At 37.8% G+C, this 19,423-nt stretch carries 16 protein-coding genes; 7 read left to right on the plus strand and 9 right to left on the minus strand.

What is annotated here, in order from left to right; translation table 11 throughout:
- The first annotated feature begins 260 nt into the window (after positions 1-260).
- Complete coding sequence (gene aspA / locus CQZ96_RS01780) at positions 261-1,712, plus strand: aspartate ammonia-lyase (RefSeq protein ID WP_105712502.1); 1,452 nt, start codon at positions 261-263, stop codon at positions 1,710-1,712.
- A gap of 144 nt (positions 1,713-1,856) precedes the next feature.
- Entirely contained in the window at positions 1,857-2,858 is a 1,002-nt protein-coding gene (locus CQZ96_RS01785; RefSeq protein WP_105712503.1) for a DUF4349 domain-containing protein, read from the plus strand.
- 53 nt (positions 2,859-2,911) lie between these two features.
- Here the strand turns inward: CQZ96_RS01785 and CQZ96_RS01790 are convergent, their stop codons facing one another.
- Positions 2,912-3,613, minus strand: coding sequence for an SIR2 family NAD-dependent protein deacylase (locus CQZ96_RS01790; RefSeq protein WP_105712504.1), 702 nt, complete (start codon positions 3,611-3,613; stop codon positions 2,912-2,914).
- Between the two features lie 171 nt (positions 3,614-3,784).
- Here CQZ96_RS01790 and CQZ96_RS01795 point away from each other — a divergent pair, with 171 nt between their 5' ends.
- The gene (locus tag CQZ96_RS01795) at positions 3,785-5,680 is read left to right on the plus strand and encodes a cytoplasmic protein (RefSeq protein ID WP_228722764.1); all 1,896 of its coding nucleotides are present in this window, start codon (positions 3,785-3,787) and stop codon (positions 5,678-5,680) included.
- On the plus strand, positions 5,677-7,707 hold the full coding sequence (locus CQZ96_RS01800; protein WP_228722766.1) for a DUF4034 domain-containing protein: 2,031 nt from the start codon (positions 5,677-5,679) through the stop codon (positions 7,705-7,707). Before CQZ96_RS01795 ends, CQZ96_RS01800 begins: the two co-directional genes overlap by 4 nt.
- Before the next feature lie 138 nt (positions 7,708-7,845).
- On the opposite strand, the gene CQZ96_RS01805 is transcribed toward CQZ96_RS01800, so the two are convergent.
- Positions 7,846-8,181, minus strand: a complete 336-nt coding sequence (locus CQZ96_RS01805; protein ID WP_004719884.1) for a hypothetical protein — start codon at positions 8,179-8,181, stop codon at positions 7,846-7,848.
- A gap of 109 nt (positions 8,182-8,290) precedes the next feature.
- The gene (locus tag CQZ96_RS01810; protein WP_004821900.1) at positions 8,291-9,589 is read right to left on the minus strand and encodes an MFS transporter; all 1,299 of its coding nucleotides are present in this window, start codon (positions 9,587-9,589) and stop codon (positions 8,291-8,293) included.
- A 320-nt stretch (positions 9,590-9,909) separates the two neighbouring features.
- Between CQZ96_RS01810 and CQZ96_RS01815 the strand changes: the two genes are divergently transcribed.
- Entirely contained in the window at positions 9,910-10,074 is a 165-nt protein-coding gene (locus CQZ96_RS01815) for a hypothetical protein (RefSeq protein WP_004719888.1), read from the plus strand.
- A 136-nt stretch (positions 10,075-10,210) separates the two neighbouring features.
- Here the strand turns inward: CQZ96_RS01815 and benE are convergent, their stop codons facing one another.
- The 6 genes from benE to catA form a co-directional block, all read right to left on the minus strand.
- Entirely contained in the window at positions 10,211-11,437 is a 1,227-nt protein-coding gene (benE, locus tag CQZ96_RS01820) for a benzoate/H(+) symporter BenE (RefSeq protein WP_105712505.1), read from the minus strand.
- 59 nt (positions 11,438-11,496) lie between these two features.
- On the minus strand, positions 11,497-12,282 hold the full coding sequence (gene benD, locus CQZ96_RS01825; protein WP_105712506.1) for a benzoate diol dehydrogenase BenD: 786 nt from the start codon (positions 12,280-12,282) through the stop codon (positions 11,497-11,499).
- 27 nt (positions 12,283-12,309) lie between these two features.
- The gene (benC, locus tag CQZ96_RS01830; protein WP_105712507.1) at positions 12,310-13,326 is read right to left on the minus strand and encodes a benzoate 1,2-dioxygenase electron transfer component BenC; all 1,017 of its coding nucleotides are present in this window, start codon (positions 13,324-13,326) and stop codon (positions 12,310-12,312) included.
- A 106-nt stretch (positions 13,327-13,432) separates the two neighbouring features.
- Positions 13,433-13,942, minus strand: coding sequence for a benzoate 1,2-dioxygenase small subunit (gene benB, locus CQZ96_RS01835; protein WP_004719895.1), 510 nt, complete (start codon positions 13,940-13,942; stop codon positions 13,433-13,435).
- Positions 13,939-15,339: a benzoate 1,2-dioxygenase large subunit gene (gene benA / locus CQZ96_RS01840; RefSeq protein ID WP_105712508.1), complete on the minus strand. Its 1,401-nt coding sequence runs from the start codon at positions 15,337-15,339 to the stop codon at positions 13,939-13,941. Before benA ends, benB begins: the two co-directional genes overlap by 4 nt.
- A gap of 82 nt (positions 15,340-15,421) precedes the next feature.
- Complete coding sequence (gene catA / locus CQZ96_RS01845; RefSeq protein ID WP_105712509.1) at positions 15,422-16,342, minus strand: catechol 1,2-dioxygenase; 921 nt, start codon at positions 16,340-16,342, stop codon at positions 15,422-15,424.
- A gap of 282 nt (positions 16,343-16,624) precedes the next feature.
- On the opposite strand from catA, the gene CQZ96_RS01850 reads away from it, so the two are divergent.
- On the plus strand, positions 16,625-17,551 hold the full coding sequence (locus CQZ96_RS01850) for a LysR family transcriptional regulator (RefSeq protein WP_004821871.1): 927 nt from the start codon (positions 16,625-16,627) through the stop codon (positions 17,549-17,551).
- A 460-nt stretch (positions 17,552-18,011) separates the two neighbouring features.
- Positions 18,012-19,385, plus strand: a complete 1,374-nt coding sequence (locus CQZ96_RS01855) for an MFS transporter (protein WP_004719899.1) — start codon at positions 18,012-18,014, stop codon at positions 19,383-19,385.
- Positions 19,386-19,423: the final 38 nt, after the last annotated feature.

Below are 19,423 nucleotides of genomic sequence, written 5' to 3' on the forward strand. Positions count from 1 at the left end.
TTGTGCAAGATTTATGTATCCGATTGTAACTTTAGATACAAATGCAAAAAATCAGCAATTTATATCCAAAAAAATTCTACTGGGAGTGTTTAGAGACTGTGGGATTATACTTTACGCAAAGTTACATTGTTAACGTTTAATTGATAATTCCATAAAATTGTTTATCGAAATGACATATTTTGCTAGTACAAAAGCAGATAAGAAGGAATATTATTGTAACTGCACAACTATAGTGCATAAATATATAATGAGCAGATCACATGGAAACGGTTCAACCTGAAGTTACAAGAATAGAAAAAGATTTATTGGGAAGTAAAGAAGTTCCTATAAACAGTTATTATGGTATTCATACAATTCGAGCTTTAGAAAATTTTAATATTTCTAAACATACCGTCGGTGAACAAAGCTTTTTTATCCGCGCTTTGGCTCAGGTCAAAAAGGCCTCGGCACAAACCAATTTACAACTTAATAAGATCTCTGAAGAAATCAGTGTAGCGATTCAAAAAGCAAGTGATCAACTGATTGAAAATCCGCAAAATTGGAAAGATGCATTTCCATCAGATGTATACCAAGGTGGTGCAGGTACATCGATTAATATGAACACCAATGAAGTCATTGCCAATATCGCATTAGAGTCTTTAGGTTATGCGAAAGGACGTTATGACATCATTCATCCAAATGACCATGTCAATAAATCTCAATCGACCAATGATGTCTATCCCACTGCATTACGTTTAGCAACTTACTATTCACTGGATTTGTTATTTGAAAAAATCAATAATTTGATTAGTTCACTGACATTAAAATCTGCTGAGTTTCAGTATGTGTTAAAAATGGGACGTACCCAGTTACAAGATGCTGTCCCAATGACATTAGGACAAGAGTTTCATGCCTTTGCAACATTACTCAAAGAAGATGTGCGTTTAATTAAAAAAACCCGTGAACTTTTATTAGAAATTAATTTAGGCGCTACTGCGATTGGTACAGGCGTAAATACGCCACATGGTTATGCTGCTCAGGTCAATGAAAATTTAAAAGCCTTAACAGGTTTAAACTTAATTGGTGCAGAAGATTATGTTGAAGCGACCAGTGACTGCGGTGTATTTATTATCCTTTCAAGCACCTTAAAACGTTTGGCTGTAAAACTCTCTAAAATCTGTAATGACTTACGTCTATTAAGTTCTGGCCCAAGAACAGGTTTATGGGAAATTCGCCTACCTGAATTACAAGCTGGTTCATCGATTATGCCAGCGAAAGTCAATCCTGTGATCCCAGAAGTCGTCAATCAAGTTGCATTTAAAGTGATTGGTAATGATTTAACCATTACCTTTGCAGCAGAAGCGGGCCAATTACAGTTAAATGTGATGGAGCCTGTGATTGCACTTACCATGAATGAATCAATTGAGTTACTGATCAATGCGATTCAAACCTTGGATGAGAAGTGTATTCAAGGTGTGGTTGCCAATGAAAAAACCTGTTTTGATGCTGTGATGCGTAGTGTTGGAATAATTACCTTACTTGATCCAATTTTAGGTCATGCGAAGTGTGATGAAATTGGGAAGCAATGTATTGCTGAAAATAAAACCATTCAAGAGGTTGTACTTGAACAAGGTTTATTGAGCCAAGAACGTCTAGATGAAATTTTCTCTTTTGAAAATATGATTTCAGAAATTGCAGTACAGCCATATGAAGAAATCGGTAAAGCGGGCTAAGTGTTTAAACTGCACTTGTTGATCTATGTATAAAAACTTTGATAAATACAGCATTTCGATGCTGTATTTTTATGCATGGTAAAAAAAGTAAAGTTTCTTTATAATTCAACAAAATTTAAAATCACCTACAAAAGTCAATAATCTATGAATAATAAACATTTAATTCTCGCCTTAAGCTTGGTACTTCTTTCTGGATGTGCGAAAAAATCGGAAGAAGCTGCTGAAAGTTCTGCGTCTGCTCCAGATACACAAGTCGTTGCTCAGGATGCTGCACAAGCGGCTGATGCCGCAGAAAAAAGTGCTGAACAAGCTACTGAAAATTCTGTTGATACCACACCTGTGACTGAACAAAAACCTGAAACTATTTTAAGTACCGATGTCAGTCAAGCAGAAAAAGCACGTCGTATGGTGCGTGAAGCTCAGGTTAATTTCACAGCTAAAGATGTGGTGAAAACTGCTTTAGAAATTGATAAGCTCACTTTTCAAGCGGGCGGCTTTATAGAGCAGAAAAATATCAGTTTTGATGTACTCGATGTAAAAACACAAAAAATTGCGGATGGTAAAATCCGAGTTTTTGAAAAAGTTGATCCGCATGCGGAGATCATTGTCAGAGTACCGAGTGATAAAGCTGCGGTATATGTCAATCAGTTATTGCCATTGATGTACTTTTTAAATCAACAACAATATTCTGCTAAGCGTTTTGAGTTAAAGCTTTTAGAAGAAAAAATTGGACAAACTCAAAGCGTTCCAAGTGATACCAAACAATCACAGCTGAATGAAATTTCCCGTTTAACCCAACTTGAAGTTCAAGATCGGGTGCGTTTTAGCACGATTAGTATTGCCATTAAACAACCTGCGATGGTGAGAGAAAGTCTGGATGTTGATGTTGCTGCTGTGGCACGCTTAAACGGTGATAGTTTTTGGAAGCGTGCTTGGGAAGGTGTTCAATATGGCTGGCAATTTATTTTGGATTTATTGGTTATTTTAGTCACCATTTGGCCACTTTATTTACTGGTATTTCTTGGCTTGATTATTTATCGAGTGATTAAGGCTTTAATGAATAAATTATTCAATGATTCATCATCGACTAAATCCTCTAAAGATGTGAAAAAAGATCAGATGAATTCTACAGATGACAATGCATGATTTTACTTAGCGCTATGCTGTAATTTTTAAACCAGTGCAATTGCACTGGTTTTTTAATGTGTTGTCAGTTTTTCAAAAAGCTGTTGCATTCCTTCAGTCGCACTCATTTTTAAACATTGATATTGCTGGGGAACACGCTCATAACTGGCTTGCGGGTCAATATAATACGCATCACAGTGTTCTGGAATCTCGTGAATTAAACCTGCCACAGGATAGACGGTCAATGTGGAGCCAATAACAATAAAAATATCAGCATCACGGATCATCTGTACTGCTTCTTCATACGCAGGAACCGCTTCACCAAACCAAACTACATGAGGTCGAAGTGGAAACCCTTCAGGACATTTATGTTGTTCTAGGTCCAATTGCCAACCATCTATAGGATAAAACTCATTTGTGTACTGCGCATTGGGTTTAGAACTTTTAGCAAGGCGGATATTGCCATGTAAATGAATAACCTGTTGGCTTCCTGCACGTTCATGCAGATCATCAATATTTTGAGTAATTACAATGACATCAAAATGTTGTTCGAGTTGAGCAATGATATCGTGTGCTTGATTGGGCTGAGCATTGAGAATATGTTGACGTCGTTCATTATAAAAACGTTGCACCAAGGCAGGGTTGCGCTGCCAAGCTTCAGGTGTAGCCACCTCTTGAATATCATAATTCTCCCATAAGCCATTACTATCTCGGAAAGTGCTGATTCCACTTTCTGCACTCATTCCTGCACCTGAGAAAACTACAATTTTTTTCATAGGATAAACAATTAAAATTTTTAAAATCCTAACATAAATATTGTGAAATATGAGTGAAACGTATTTTCTTAGAATTAATTTGTTATAAAATAACAGCAAGTCATACTTCGATCATTTCGAATATTTTTTATAAAAATCAAATGTACTAGAAATAAGTCAAATTGGAACAGCATGGAAACACGTGATATTGTCAATGCCCCTGAAGTGAAAAAAACAATTGTAGAGCGTAGTCAACGCCGGAAAGATGATCCAGAAATTACTCAGTGGTTTGAAAAAAAATTCTTTGAATATGTGATTAAACAATTCAATCCAGTTTTTTATGTAAATTCGGTTTCTGCTTGGAAAATTTGTCAACTTCCGCAGCCTATTCCTACATGGTTTTTGAACAAGCTTGAACAACAGCCAGAACATCAGATGTTGTATGTTGATCCTTTACATGAACAGATTTTGGAACTGGAAAAGCCCATTTTAGAGTTTTTTAATTCGCGTTTAAAAAGCAATTTAAAAGGCAAATTCATGAAAATGACCTATGAGCAAGTGTTAGACGCTTGGCATAAAGATCATGAAGCAATGAAAAAGCGTTTAGAAAAAGGGCAATGGGATAGCAGTGAGCAGGCAATTGATGAAGTTTTAACTGTAAATACAGGCAAGTTTATTGAAATTACGGCAACAGGAATGTTGTTGCGTAAGGAAATGGCTTTTGAATCACGTTATATGCAGCACTGTTTAGGGCAGTTTAGCAACCTGATTGAATTGAAAGATGGCTATGGTGAATACTATGTAACGCAAAAAGAGCAGGGAATATTTCGTTATTTTAGCTTAAGGGATTCAAGCAATAAGCCACATGTTACCATCAGTTTAGAATGGGATGGTGAAGTGTGGTGTATTGAGCAGATTAAAGGTAAGCAGAATCAAGCACCAGTTAAAAAATATGCAGATGATGTCTTATTATTTTTAAATCATATTCTACCAAATAATAATCATAACCCAGATTGTTTAAGCATGGGGATCGTCTATGAACCTGAGATAAATGAGGGTTCAACGGATCATGCCAATCAAGCCTTGTATTTCTATTTTCATGAATTGGATGATCCTTGTAAAATTGAAACGTTATTGATGAAAAATCAACATTTATTGGAACAATATGATCATCAAACCCATGTGATTCAGCATCTTTTGCTGGGACTAAATCGTCCAGAACATATCAGGCACCCATCAGAAAAATATATAGAAGAGATCGTTGCTTATACAAATCAACAGCAAACTGAGAAAAAATTTGATTTAAAGGTTGAGTTAAGTCAAGCAAAGTCAAACAAATCGCTGTGGAGCGTGATCTTTAAGCCTTATTTCTGGTTGATTCAGACTTTATATGAATTAAGCAAGATTCCATTGCTGGGTTGGATGATTAAAATTATCGTCTATATCATTGCCTTGCCTTGGGTTTTGTTAAATTTAAAGCAGGACAATCGTAAGCAATGGATGCTTGCAACTGGTGATCTGATTTATTTTCGTAATCATATTCAATGGTATCAGGTGGATAGCTTAACTTTAGCGCATTTTGAACAGCATCCAGAAATATATAAAAAACATTTAAATCAATTGTTAAATATCAAACAGAAAAAAGTAGGCTCTAAAGAGAAACAGATTCGTTATTTTTTAAATCAATATTTTCAAATCGCTCAATTAGAAAATCTTTATTCAAGTAGTGAATTTGGTACTGCAAGTTATTTAAGAGATATTTTGGTGTTTAGCCATATTCAAAAAATATTGACTATACGGTTATTGGTGCAGTTCTATGAATTACAGGAATATGATGCATGGCAATATATTGTTGCTTCATCGAAGATTATTCAAGACTGTTGTTCTAGCTGGCAGGATATGGGCGAGAAATATGTCGCAGGGCGTGAGCTGTATTTGATGTTTAAACATTCAGATTTTGAAAATTATGATCGCTCTGCAAAGCAAGACTTACACTTATATCAATCCATATATCCCAATAATTGGTCACTTTATTCATGGAATATTGATTTATTCTCAACCCATAATAAAAACAAAGTAGCTGAATGATGATTAAATCTGAATATACCCATGAAGTATTTCGTAAAGATATCCATTGTCCGCAAGGTTTATTGGAAAATAAAAACTATGCAGAATTGGAAAATTTTTTCAATGTGTTATGGCAAAGTCGAAGTCATAAATTGCCGCAGCTTTGGGAAAATGAATGGTTTGATCAGCCCAAACAAATGTTTAATGACATATTCTTAAATCACGGCATAACAGCATTAAAACATATCAATGAATGGCATTTGGCTTTTCCAGAAAGCTTTTTCCCTTATATTGTTCGTGTGCGTTATTGGGCTTTTTGGGCAGCTGAATATCGTGGGCAAGAATGGTCAAGCAATGTTACAGATGAAATGTGGGATTGTGCAAGAGAGGCGCAAAAGCAATTGTATGCTTCTGCAATGCAAGCTTTTGCATTTAGTGCGGAGACATGGACAATTGCACTGCATTTATTAAATTCGGCAGTTCACTTGGATGAACCTGAATGGTTTGCAGAGTGGATGCTTAAGCGTCGATATCCTTCAAATTTAGTCCATAAAATAAAACCTTCAGCCCAAGCAATGGCGCAAAAAAGTGGCTTAAATCAAGATTTAAAAATTGATTTACCCCAAGATGTGCCTCAACTTTTACAAAAATATCTAAATTTGAAAGAAGAAATTGATTTACCTCAAGCACATGCCGCTTTTTGGTTAAAAATATTTATAGAAGAATCAGGTTTTGGCTTGCTTGCAGTAAGAGATTATTGTTGGTATCTCTTGCCACGATGGGGACACGATCATCAGGCCATTATAGATTTTGCTCAGTCGGATTGGTGTCAACATTTTAGCGAAATCGAAAAAAGTGAATTAAATTATATCGTGTGGTTTGATACGCTTGATACAAGTTTTGATAAAGATCAGACACTTGAAATAAAAAAATATATCCAAAAAGCCCAAACAATCTTAAAACGCCCCTTAACGGAACGTAATCGAGCAGTCATCTATTTAAAATTGGCATATTTCTATTATCTGTTAGATGAAAATGATCCAAGAATTTTATCTTGTTATCAAAATGCTGCAGATTATCCTGTATTTGATGAGTATGAGCTTGATCGAGCAATTTATTTTTGGCGACATAATGCTCAAGATTCAGATTTTCTAGGCCGAATTGCATTGTCCAATCGGAAGCGTCTTGCCAGTGCTGCGGTTCTTTATGGTTTTCTATGTCAACATGGTTGGTCTAGTGTTGAAAAAAATCCATTGGTTGCTCAATCTTGGTATGAACAGGCAAAATTATTGGAAGCACCAAAAGCTTATCCTGAAGGGCGCTACTGTTGTTTTTTCCGTGTCGCAAACAATTTTGATGATGATCACGGCTATATTTTTATCATTGATTTATTACATCAAGGTGCAGATTTAGGTTTTGTATATTGTTGCTTTAGCGCGGGTTATATTCATTCTTTGGCTGAACATCCTTTATATGATGTGAATCAAGAACTGTATTATGCAAAAAAAGCAGCAGACCAAGGTCATTATATTGCCATGTATAATATGGGCATACACTATCTAAATTTAAGTATGGATGAAAACCAATCTCAACCTAAAGAATATTTAAAAAAGAGCTTAGGGTATTTTGAACAGAGCCGATTAGGCTTAGAGAAGTCGCAACAAGATCATCGTTATATTAATTCTGATTTGCTGAATGATCTGATTGATATTTATGTCACGCGCTTATTTAATTTTAGCTATTATCCTGAAATTGCAGAGCAAATGATTGCAGTTTTAAAAACAAAAGCACATAAACGCCATATTGCTGCAATGTGTGCGATAGCAAGACTACATTTTGATCTTAAAAATCGACCTCATTATTATGACTATGCTGAAGCAGTTAAGTGGTGTCAGGCGGCTTATCTACAAGATCCAGAGCATGACCTTGTTAAAGAGGTTTTATATGAAATCATGGGAAATACCAAGCGCAGTATCAAAAAGTATAACCAAACAATTGCCAATATTGCTGCTTCAGACATACCTGGACGCCAAGATGTTTTAATTTAGTTGATTTCTATTGATTTATTATTAACACATAAAGTCTAAGGATTTGATCCCTCTAAATTTAGAGTATCAAAATAAGGGCATAAAGCGCATGACATTTAGAAGGGTGAGCGGATTCTAATGTCATGATTTATTTTTAAATTATTCAATAAATTTGATTTGTTTAATGAAGTAAAAAGATTCATCTGCACTAGGACCAGCAACTCGATCTGCATTTTTTTCAAATTGAATATCTGCTTGGACCTTTTTTTCAATATATTCCTTTTTTAAAATTTGACCGCCTGTTTCTTCATCATGGTCAAACCATTGCCCGCACTTTTGATTGCAATATGCGTAAATGGTTTTACCTTGGGTATTTTTTAACAGCAAACCATTGTCATCAACACCACCGCCATTGGTCAGTATATAGTTTTGTGTTTTAGCATAGGCAAAATGACTGAATGAAATACAGGTAAGAACAAACAATATTTTTTTCATCTTTTCCTCAAGATTTAATAAGACTTTATTGTATATACGCGGATATTTTACAACAAAAGGCATGTATTAAAAGAAAAGGTCTGTAAAAACAGACCTTAAAATACTGAGCTTAATGATCATGGTGTAAATATTTTGGCTGTTTAGGGAGTTGCATACTACAGAAAAGACAAATAATCAGCATGACAATCACGTAAACAAAGAAGCTATTCTCATGACCGAGATCTTTTAACTTTAATGCAACAGCTGGAGCAGAACCACCAAAGATTGCATTACCGACTGCATAAGCAAAACCAACTCCCAAGGCTCGAATATGTGGCGGGAACATTTCTGCTTTAACTAAACCACTAATTGAAGTATAAAAACTGAGTAACATCATTAAGAAGATCAGTAATAATGTCACGATAAAAGCTGAACCACTAAAATACGGCATCGCAATGACCATGACAGGATAGATAAAAATGGCACAACTGCTACTAAAGAGCATCATTGAAGCACGACGACCGATTCGATCTGCCAGCATCCCGAACAAAGGTTGTGCACACATAAACACAAATAGGGCAATGGTCATCATATAGCCGACCGTTTTGTCGGCAAAACCAAGGCTGGTGATATAGGTTTTTGAATATACTGTGATGATATAAAAACACAATGAACCCGCAGAGGTATAACCAACGACAAGTAGGAAAGTATTCCAGTTCTTGCTGAGTAATTCTTTTAAACTGCCTGAACCTTCTTTTGCACTATCATCTTCAGATAAGGTTTCTTTTAAATGTCGACGCGCAAAGAATGAAAGAATGGCAACGACACCACCAATAACAAATGGAATACGCCAGCCACCGTCCATTAATTGTTCTTTAGACATAAGGGCCAACATAATCACGCCTAAAAGGCTTGCTAAAAGTTGTCCACCCGACAGTGTCACGTACTGAAAAGAGGAATAAAAACCGCGTTGACCTTTTAAAGCAACTTCACTCATATAGGTTGCAACTGTACCATACTCACCACCCACTGAAAGTCCTTGCAACAGTCGTACAGCCAATAATAGAAATGGTGCTGCCATACCGACTTGATCATAAGTTGGGAGTGCTGCAAATAAAAATGAACTGATCGCCATTAAGGTAATAGAAATGATCATGGATTTTTTACGTCCATAGGTATCACCAATCCAGCCAAAGAGCCAACTGCCTATGGGCCGCATGAAAAAACTAGCAGCAAAGACGCCCCACACATAAATTGCTTTTGTGGAGTCATCCATATCTGGAGCGGTTAATGCGTGGGTGAAATAGGTTGCGAATGCTGCATAAATATAGAAATCAAACCATTCCACCAAGTTACCAGAAGCAGCCCCAACGATAGCCATGACACGATTACGTTTTTCATGTGGCTGATAAATATGTGTTTCAGTCATAAAATATCCTTATTATGCTGCTACGGTTTTTATGTCTTGAAAATGTGAAAAATCAAATTTTTTGCATTTCAAACTGTTTGGATTTTGCATTTTGATTTTAAGATTAAAAGATTATACAAATACGGTATTGGTACAAAAAATACACAGCTTAATACAGCTATATCTATAAATTAATGCACGAATGATCTTGTTTTAATTTGCGTAATATGAGAATTTATTGGTTAATTGCATATTGTAAAAATGAAAAAAATAAATAATTATCAAACTTGGTTTTAGATAGATTTGCTGTATGGGCAAGTTGGAATAGTAATGGAGAATATTTGGAATACACTGTTCCAAAAGGTAAAAAATTATACGCTCGGGAAGGCCCAGCAAAAAAATCTCAATCTCGTTATTTTGAACAAGGAGAAATTTTTCCAAAAATTGAAAATAGTGATTGGGGAGAAACGATTTGGTATTTAGAAATCACCAATAAGCAACAGTGAAATATTTTAAGATTTAACTGCAAGAAATGGCGCTTTCATAAAGTGAAACTTGGTTATATTCCAGAACGCGTTATTACATAAAAATCCCATCGAACTGCATGGGATTTTATACTGATTATTAAGTGAATATATTGGTTTATTGACTTTGCGGCGAATCTTGTATTGGAGTAGGAATGGCAGCCTTTGATTGTTGTCGAGTTAAAATCAAGTGTGCGATCATGCCAATACAAATTCCCCAGAAAACCGAACTAAATCCTAAAAAATGCATACCTGATACAGTGGCAAGAAAAGTAATGATGGCAGCATCTCGTTGTGTTTCATCTTTCATTGCAATACCAAGATTGGTGGTAATTGCTCCGAGTAAGGCCAATCCAGCAAGTGCCGCAATCAACTCTTTGGGAAGTATGCTAAATAGCATCACCAAACTGCCTGCAAATAATCCCCCTAAAATATAGAAGATGCCATTGGCAATACCTGCGATATAGCGTTTTTCTTTCAATTCATGCGAATCTTTACCCGTGCAAAGTGCAGCAGTAATCGCTGCTAACACAATCGTGATTCCACCAGTAAAAGCCACAGCAATTGAGGTGATACTGGCTATGCTTAAAATCGGTTTAGCAGGTGTTTCGTAATGATTCAGTTTGAGAATTGCCATACCCGGCAAGAACTGACCCGTTAAACTGACAATTGTAAGTGGAATTGCAAGGTTTAATGTAGAAGACCAGGTCCACTCTGGGCTGATCAGAACAGGAACTGCCAATGAAAAATCCATTGGTACCGGATTGATTTTTCCAAAGATAAAACTGAGCGCAATACCTGAAAATAATACCCAAATTATGGCATAGCGAGGTGAAAAGCGTTTTGCCAGTAAAAAACAGATCAGCATACCAAAAACCACATAGGGCATTGTGTCAGTAGCTTTAAACAGACCTAAACCAAACTGGAACAAAATTCCAGCCATCATTCCCGCTGCCAGCCCTTGTGGTATCCATTTTAAAAGTTTGTCAAAAGAACCAGTAATCCCAATGATAAAAATAATGATTGCAGAAGTAATATAGGCTGCAACAACTTCATTGAGGGAAATATGCGGAAATAAAGCCACCAAGAGCGCCGTTCCCGGTGCTGACCATGCGGTAATAATCGGCGTTTTAAACTTAATGGATAAAATGATTCCAGTGATTGCCGCGCCAATAGAGCTCCCCCAGATCCATGATGCCATCATGGTTGAGGAAACATTGGCTTGTTGAGCGGCCTGAAAAAAAATGATCATTGGCCCTGCATAAGAAATCAGTACAGCTAAAAATCCTGCAACTGTCGCTGACAAAGACCAATCTTGTTTTAACGTTTTGAACAGGGATGCCATTGGGCAAAGCCTCCATGCATTGAATTTCAATGATCCTGCTATATAAAAAGAAACCAGTTTTAACCCTGATCACCACCACCTACGGGGACAATAGTACCTGTCATATAAGAGGATTCATCAGACGCAAGAAATAATATTGCATTGACCTGTTCCTGAATCGAACCATAACGGCCCATAAAAGTGCGATCAATGGTTTGATCTACCACATCTTGCATCCATTGTTTTTCATTTTCGGTCAATGCCGTAGTATTGCGCGGGACTTTACGTGGCGGTGCTTCTGTACCGCCAGTGGCAACAGCATTAACCCGAATACCGTCTTTGGCATGTTCAAATGCAAGTGCTGTAGTTAGACCATTTACACCACCTTTTGAGGCTGAATAGGGCACTCGATGAATACCGCATGTTGCAATAGAGGATACATTAACAATGGTACCTTTTTGATTTTTGATCATTTCGGGCAGGACTGCTCGACAACACCATAAGGTTGGAAATAGTGAGCGATGCACTTCTTTGATAATTTCTTCTTCAGAAAACGCTTGAAACGGTTTCATCCAAATTGCACCACCGACATTGTTAATCAAAATATCAATACGGTTATAGCGTTCAATGGCTTTAGCAACGACAGCTTGAGCACCCGCTAAAGTTTCCAGATCTACATTGACGGTGATTGCATCACCGCCATTTTTGTTAATTTCAACAAGCACGTCTTCGACATATTCTGAACGATCGGCCATAACCACATGCGCGCCTTCCGCTGCCACTTGTAGGGCGACACCACGACCAATACCTTGTGCGGCACCAGTAACAATGACAACTTTGTTTTTAAATCTTTGGCGATCTGACATTCTTCTCAGCTCCTGAACAGTACGATTTTAGTTTGCAGAGAATTTCTCAAATAAGAAGTTTGCAGGTTTAATCCCTTCAGTATCCAACCAGCCTCTAACAGCTTCAACCATAGGAACAGGACCACATAAATAAACATCGACGTCACCGCCATTTAACCAGTCATTGTCAATATGACCTGTCACATAACCTTTGCGTTCATGTGTTGATTCAGCATGCGCAACGACTGTGCGGTATTCAAACCATGGCAGTTTATTTTGCAGTTCATTGAGCTTTTCAAGCGCCACAAGGTCAAAGTCATTGGTTACTCCAAATACTAAACGTACAGGGTGTTGTGAGCCTTTGTCTTCAAGCACTTGTAACATCGACATAAATGGTGCAATACCCGTACCGCCTGCCAACATAACGACAGGGCGAACTACATTACGAAGGTAAAAACTTCCAAATGGACCAGTAAAGGTCATTTTGTCGCCCGCTTTGGCATTTGCACTTAAAAAGTCACTCATCTTTCCATTTGGAACATTACGTACCACAAAGCCTGTTAAGCGATTTCCGGGTTTTGAACTGAATGAATAAGACCGCGTTTCAGTGGTTTGTGGAATTGCCACATTGACATACTGACCTGCAAGAAAATGAATATCGGGCTGACCTTCATCTAATTGAATATCGAAAGTGATGGTGGAATCAGAGAGCTTTTCCACACGAGATAATGTGCCTTGAAATGCATGAATTTCGGTTTTGCATACTTCAGATGAAGCTTGAATCTGGAATACTGCGTCAGAAGAAGGTCTACATTGGCAGGCCAAGATATAGCCTTGTTCAGCCTGTTCTGGTGTTAAAGCATCTTCAATATAACTTTCTTCAGGCATGTCAAATGAACCAGATTCACAAAAAGCACGACATGTACCGCAAGCACCATCACGGCAATCTAAAGGAATATTGATTTTCTGGCGATATGCTGCATCAGATAAAGTTTCACCTTGTGTAACTGAGATAAAACGCGTTACGCCATCTTCAAATTGAAGAGCAACATTGTGGTTTGACATGGCTGAAAATCCTATAAAAATCTTTAAAACTTTTGAGTGCTTTAGCCAACTTTCCATTTGGCTAAAGCAAACACCTCATATTTTTTACACAATTCGAGATAAAAAATTAGAGGTGGTAAATATCGATAACTTGGTTGATGTAGTCATTTTTTAGCACCACATATTTATTCAGAATTTGTGGTTGTGCAGCAGAAAAGTCGATGACATAACGAGACATACCAAAGTAGCTATAACTGTTTTTGTAACGAAAGCTCAGTGTATTCCAGTTAAAGCGGACTGTGACTTTGTCACCATCTCTTTCGATAATTTCAATATTGCTAATATTGTGGCAAGTGCGTGTATCAGGCATGGTTGCCGAAGAACGTTCAGTTTTAATCCGAAAAACACGGTCTTCCAAACCTTGACGGTCAGGGTAATAAATCAAAGAAATTTCAGACTGAGGATCTTCGGTCAAACGATCATCATCATCCCAAGCAGGCATCCAAAAACATGCTGAGGGTGAGTAGCAGGCGAGCCATTGATCCCATTGTTCATCATCTAAAAAACGTGCTTCGCGGTAGAGAAATTGCGCAATATTTTCTAAAGAAACTTGATCGATGTTTGCTGTTGCATTCATGCTGTTGCTCCTTGCTGAGATGTTTCTTGTTGAGCAAGATTTTTTTCAGATTGAATGGCATGTTTCATCATTTCTAACCAGTATTGATGTTGGGCAAGATATAAGCCTTCATCTTCTGTTTTAATACCACTCAGTTTAGGTTTTAAGCCAATTTCATTGGCCGCATCATCAGGTCCTTGAATCCAGTGTTTTGACCCACGACACATGTCATTCCATTCAAGCTCAATACCAGCATAACCCGCTTGACAGGCACGGAATTCTTCAAGGTCATCAGGGGTTGCCATGCCCGAAGCATTAAAGAAATCTTCGTATTGGCGAATACGTCGTGTACGCGCTTCAGGACTTTCACCTACAGGTGCAATACAGTAAATCGTCACTTCAGTTTTATTGACTGAAATTGGACGCAATACACGAATTTGTGAACCAAATTGATCCATGAAATAGACATTTGGATAAAGGCATAAGTTACGTGAACGTTCGATCATCCATTTCGACATTGGCGCACCGAATTTTTCAGTGTACTCATCTGCTTTTAGATAATTAGGACGATCTTCAGGGTTTGCCCATTGGGTCCATAACAGCATATGTCCATGCTCAAAACCGTATGAACCGCCACCTTGTTTGCCCCAAGCACCTGCACTCATTGCACGGACATTGTCATTTTCTTGCTGTTTTTCTTTACGCTGCTGTGTGGTCGCTGCATAGTTCCAATGTACAGCTGAAACATGATAACCATCTGCACCATTTTCAGCAGTCAGTTTCCAGTTACCTTCATAGGTATAGGTTGAAGCACCACGTAAAACTTCTAAGCCTTGCTCAGATTGATCAACAATCATGTCAATGATTTTGGTTGTTTCACCTAAAAATTCTTCTAAACTTGGTACATCTGGATTTAAACTGCCAAATAAGAAACCTTTATAGCTTTCAAAACGAGCTACTTTTTTCAGATCGTGTGAACCTTCTTTATTGAAGCAGTCTGAATAACCAGCATCGCTTGGATCTTTAACTTTGAGTAATTTCCCAGAGTTATTAAATGTCCATCCATGGAATGGGCATGTATAAGTCGCTTTATTACCACGCTTATGCCGACAAAGCTGTGCGCCACGGTGTGAACACGCGTTGATCATGGCATTTAATTCACCATTGCGATTACGCGCAATCATAATGGGCTGACGCCCCATAGTGGTGGTGTAATAATCGTTGTTATTTGGAATTTGGCTTTCATGTGCCAAGTAAACCCAGTTGCCTTCAAAGATGTATTTCATTTCTAGGTCAAAAAGGGCTTGATCTGTGAAAACAGAACGATGAAGTTTAAATTCACCCGTTTCAAAATTATCGACTAAAAGTTCGTCAATTCGATCAAGATGGCTGGTATTTATAACAGGAATACGTGGCATATGGGTTCTCCGACTTTCCAAAAGAGAGGAAGTCCCCGAAGTGCTGCAATAGTGCAAACATTTCGGTTCCGTGCGTGTGGGGTTAAGCGCTTGCGCGACGACGATCTACTTCTGTAGATGGTGCTTTAGGTTGTTCTTTTACCAGTGCTACATTGAATGAAATACGTTTAAATGGTTTGTTGAGACCACGACGGGCAATTTCAGCTTCATCACTGATATCAATAGCTGTTGCCACTAAGCCCTCACGTGTTGCGAAAGCAAAATCATCCCAAAGGTATTGATCACCTTCGATGTTGAATTGTGTGGTTAATTTGCGATAGCCAGGTGCAGATACGAAATAATGCACATGAGATGGGCGGTTACCATGGCGGCCTAATTTGTTCAGTACAAACTGAGTCGTCCCTTGTGGTGGACAGCCATAGCCAACGGGCATAGTTGTTTGTGCAACGTACTGACCATTGCTATCAGTCAATATGCTACGGCGTAGATTAAAATCTGACTGTGATTTATCAAAGAAAGAGTAATTACCTAAACTGTTGGCATGCCAAATTTCAACTTTAGCATTTGGGATAAGATTGCCATCTGTGTCTGTTACTGTACCTTCAATAAATAGGGTGTCGATTTTATCGCTCTCTGAACCATCGTCCATGCGAGAAAAGCCGACGGACTCAGGCGCACCAGCGACATATAATGGGCCTTCAATGGTGCGTGGTGTGCCACCTGTGATACCTGCTTTTGCATCTGCTTCATCAGCACGTAAATCCAAATAATGTTCCAAACCTAAGCCCGCTGCTAAAAGACCAAGTTCATTGGCTTGACCTGCATTGGTAAAATATTCTAGGCCTTTCCATAATTCACTTTGTGAAATGTCTAAATCTTCAATGGCTTGAAACAAGTCAGTTAATAAACGTACCACTACTTGTTGTACACGTTTATCGACTGCACCAGTTGCAGTGTCTACATTCATTTGTTTGACCAAAGTATCGATTTCTTGACGGTTCATACTAGATCTCCTGCAGTATGCGTGGTTTGGCATTGCATACGAAAAAAATCGTTTGAAACTTTGCTGCCCACTTTCCATGTTCTTCATGTGCGAGATTTAAAGCTTGAACTGATTAAAGTGATTCATTGGGCTAACAGAATGAGATTCTTTGGCTGGCTGTGAATATCAAAAGTTTTACAGTCTTGCTTTACATCTTGCTTTTGATATACCTTAAAAGAATGGATGATCGCTGTCTAAGATCAAATTTGCATTTTTTTATATCTTAAAGGTATGGAGTTTGAGATGGAACTCAGGCATTTGCGCTATTTTGTTGCTGTTGTAGAAGAACAAAGTTTTACCAAAGCAGCAGAAAAGCTTTATATTGCTCAGCCTCCACTGAGCAGACAGATTCAAAATCTTGAAGGTGAATTGGGTATCGCGCTTTTTGAACGTGGAAGCCGTCCGTTAAAAACCACAGAAGCGGGGCAATTTTTTTATCAACACGCTGTTAAACTTTTGTCTAATGCCGAAGAAGTAAAGTCCATGACCAAGCGAATTGGCTTGATCGAAAAAACCGTAACAATGGGGTTTGTGGGTTCTTTATTGTATGGTTTATTACCCAAAATCGTTTATATGTTCCGTCAACAACAGCCGCATTTAAAAATTGAGCTGATTGAAATGAGTACCAAAGATCAAATTCAGGCGCTTAAAGAGGGGCGTATTGATGTTGGATTTGGACGTTTAAGAATTTCTGATCCTGCCATTAGGCGAGTTTTGTTACGAGAGGAGCCATTAATGTTGGCTGTCCATATCAGTCATCATCTCGCTACAGATTCTAAAGGCACTTATTTTGCCGATATTGAAGATGAGAACTTATTCCTTTACCCAAGTCACCCTAAGCCCAATTTTTCCACTCAAGTACGTCATCTGTTTTCCGAGCATGGTCTAGATCCTAAGAATCTAAAAGAAGTTCGAGAAATTCAACTGGCTTTGGGATTGGTTGCTGCAGGTGAAGGGGTATGTATTGTGCCCGAGAGTGCAAAAACCATTCAATTGCCGAATTTAATCTATATCCCATTGTTAGATAGCTCTGCAAAAAGCCCAATTTTTATGGCAATACGTTGTATGGATGAAAGTGAAAATATTCGGTCTTTATTTGATTGTATTTATCAGGTTTATGATTTAGAAGGTTTTCAATATGATCGTGCGAGCTTTACGACCATCTATTAAACTGCTGTCATCAATCAAAAAATGCGCATATATTATTAATAAATTAGCATTGAAAGTTCCTTCTCCCTTTGGGAGAAGGCTAGGATGAGGGTACTTTTATATCGATTTATGATTTAAAAAGGGACTTAGGATAGAAATCCATTCAGTTCAATCATTGAATGAAAAGTTATTTATAGATGTTGTTTTGTGTGAAAAGTAACATATTGAAAAATCAGAACAAGTCGATTGATTTATTCTAAAACTCTAAAAATATCGAGATAATCATTAAAATAAAAAATAAATCATTAAAAATATAAAGCTCGATTTCTTTAATAATTATTTTTAATCCCTTGTTTATTCATCAAAAAATATTAAACCGACTTTTAAGGTATGGATATATATGCAATCGGTTTTGGACAAAAAATAACAGCTGCCTCATTGTTTGAAAAAATTTCGTAGCGTTTCACCGCAGGAGGCAAAAGTGCAAACGAGCAAACTAAATATTAATCGCATCGTGGATGAAGCAAAATTCACCCCTTTTCATTGGGGGGTTCTATTGTGGTGTTTATTAATTATTATTTTTGATGGATATGATCTGGTTATTTATGGCGTAGCTTTACCTTTATTGATGCAAGAGTGGGGCTTAACTGCTGTACAAGCAGGCTTGCTGGCCAGTACAGCACTTTTTGGCATGATGTTTGGTGCAATGAGTTTTGGAACACTGTCTGATAAGTTGGGCCGTAAAAAAACCATCATGATTTGTGTGGCTATTTTTAGTGGATTTACTTTTCTCGGTGCATTTGCATCAACACCCGTTGAATTTGGAATTCTCAGATTTTTAGCAGGACTTGGTATTGGTGGTGTGATGCCGAACGTGGTGGCCTTAATGACTGAGTATGCGCCTAAACGTATACGTAGCACACTGGTCGCTGTTATGTTTAGTGGCTATGCCATTGGTGGTATGACATCTGCCTTGCTGGGTGCTTGGCTGGTGGTCGATTATGGTTGGAAAATCATGTTTTATATCGCGATTATCCCATTCTTAGCTTTACCCCTTATTTGGAAGTTTTTACCTGAATCATTGATGTTTCTAACTCACCAAGGCAAGACGGATCAAGTGCGAGAAGTGGTACAGAAAATTGCACCGCAGCAACAGATCCATTCCTCGACTCAATTTGAATTAAATGAAGTCACCGCTGGTGATGAAGCACCGTTACGTGCATTGTTTCAGCAAGGCCGTCGATCAAGCACAGTAATGTTCTGGATTGCTTTCTTTATGTGTTTATTGATGGTTTATGCACTCGGAAGTTGGTTGCCTAAATTAATGATCCAAGCAGGCTATTCACTGGGTGCAAGTATGATCTTCTTATTTGCATTAAATATTGGTGGCATGGTTGGTGCAATTGGTGGTGGTGCTTTGGCGGATAAATTTCATATTAAACCCGTATTGACCATAATGTTTACGGTTGGTGCGATTGCGCTCATTTTCCTTGGTTTTAAAAGCCCACAATTCATTCTCTATACCTTGATTGCAATTGCTGGTGCAGCAACCATTGGTTCACAAATTTTACTCTATACCTTTGTTGCACAATTTTATCCAGCAACAGTACGTTCTACAGGTATGGGGTGGGCATCAGGCATTGGACGAATTGGTGCCATTGTTGGACCAGTCTTAACAGGTGCATTGTTGACCCTAGAGTTACCTCACCAAATGAATTTTCTTGTTATCGCTGTCCCAGGATTTATTGCAGCACTAGCGATATTCTTTGTGAATTTAAATGCTTCAGTGGAAAAAACTCAAACGGCCGAAGCGCCAACAGCTCAGAAAAATATTGTTGGAAATACAATTAACTAAGTTCGTAAACCAAACTCACGCACAAACTGACTTGGTAT

It is taken from the genome of Acinetobacter sp. MYb10, assembly GCF_002980175.2.
In the GTDB taxonomy this organism is placed as follows: domain Bacteria; phylum Pseudomonadota; class Gammaproteobacteria; order Pseudomonadales; family Moraxellaceae; genus Acinetobacter; species Acinetobacter guillouiae.

Excerpts from the sequence above, each read along its gene's own strand:
- CQZ96_RS01795 (WP_228722764.1), top strand. The coding sequence starts at position 3,785 with ATGGAAACACGTGATATTGTCAATGCCCCTGAAGTGAAAAAAACAATT.
- CQZ96_RS01850 (WP_004821871.1), top strand. The coding sequence starts at position 16,625 with ATGGAACTCAGGCATTTGCGCTATTTTGTTGCTGTTGTAGAAGAACAA.
- CQZ96_RS01790 (WP_105712504.1), bottom strand. The coding sequence starts at position 3,613 with ATGAAAAAAATTGTAGTTTTCTCAGGTGCAGGAATGAGTGCAGAAAGT.
- aspA (WP_105712502.1), top strand. The coding sequence starts at position 261 with ATGGAAACGGTTCAACCTGAAGTTACAAGAATAGAAAAAGATTTATTG.
- CQZ96_RS01785 (WP_105712503.1), top strand. The coding sequence starts at position 1,857 with ATGAATAATAAACATTTAATTCTCGCCTTAAGCTTGGTACTTCTTTCT.
- benC (WP_105712507.1), bottom strand. The coding sequence starts at position 13,326 with ATGTCAAACCACAATGTTGCTCTTCAATTTGAAGATGGCGTAACGCGT.
- CQZ96_RS01810 (WP_004821900.1), bottom strand. The coding sequence starts at position 9,589 with ATGACTGAAACACATATTTATCAGCCACATGAAAAACGTAATCGTGTC.
- CQZ96_RS01800 (WP_228722766.1), top strand. The coding sequence starts at position 5,677 with ATGATGATTAAATCTGAATATACCCATGAAGTATTTCGTAAAGATATC.
- benE (WP_105712505.1), bottom strand. The coding sequence starts at position 11,437 with ATGGCATCCCTGTTCAAAACGTTAAAACAAGATTGGTCTTTGTCAGCG.
- benB (WP_004719895.1), bottom strand. The coding sequence starts at position 13,942 with ATGAATGCAACAGCAAACATCGATCAAGTTTCTTTAGAAAATATTGCG.
- CQZ96_RS01805 (WP_004719884.1), bottom strand. The coding sequence starts at position 8,181 with ATGAAAAAAATATTGTTTGTTCTTACCTGTATTTCATTCAGTCATTTT.
- benD (WP_105712506.1), bottom strand. The coding sequence starts at position 12,282 with ATGTCAGATCGCCAAAGATTTAAAAACAAAGTTGTCATTGTTACTGGT.
- catA (WP_105712509.1), bottom strand. The coding sequence starts at position 16,342 with ATGAACCGTCAAGAAATCGATACTTTGGTCAAACAAATGAATGTAGAC.
- benA (WP_105712508.1), bottom strand. The coding sequence starts at position 15,339 with ATGCCACGTATTCCTGTTATAAATACCAGCCATCTTGATCGAATTGAC.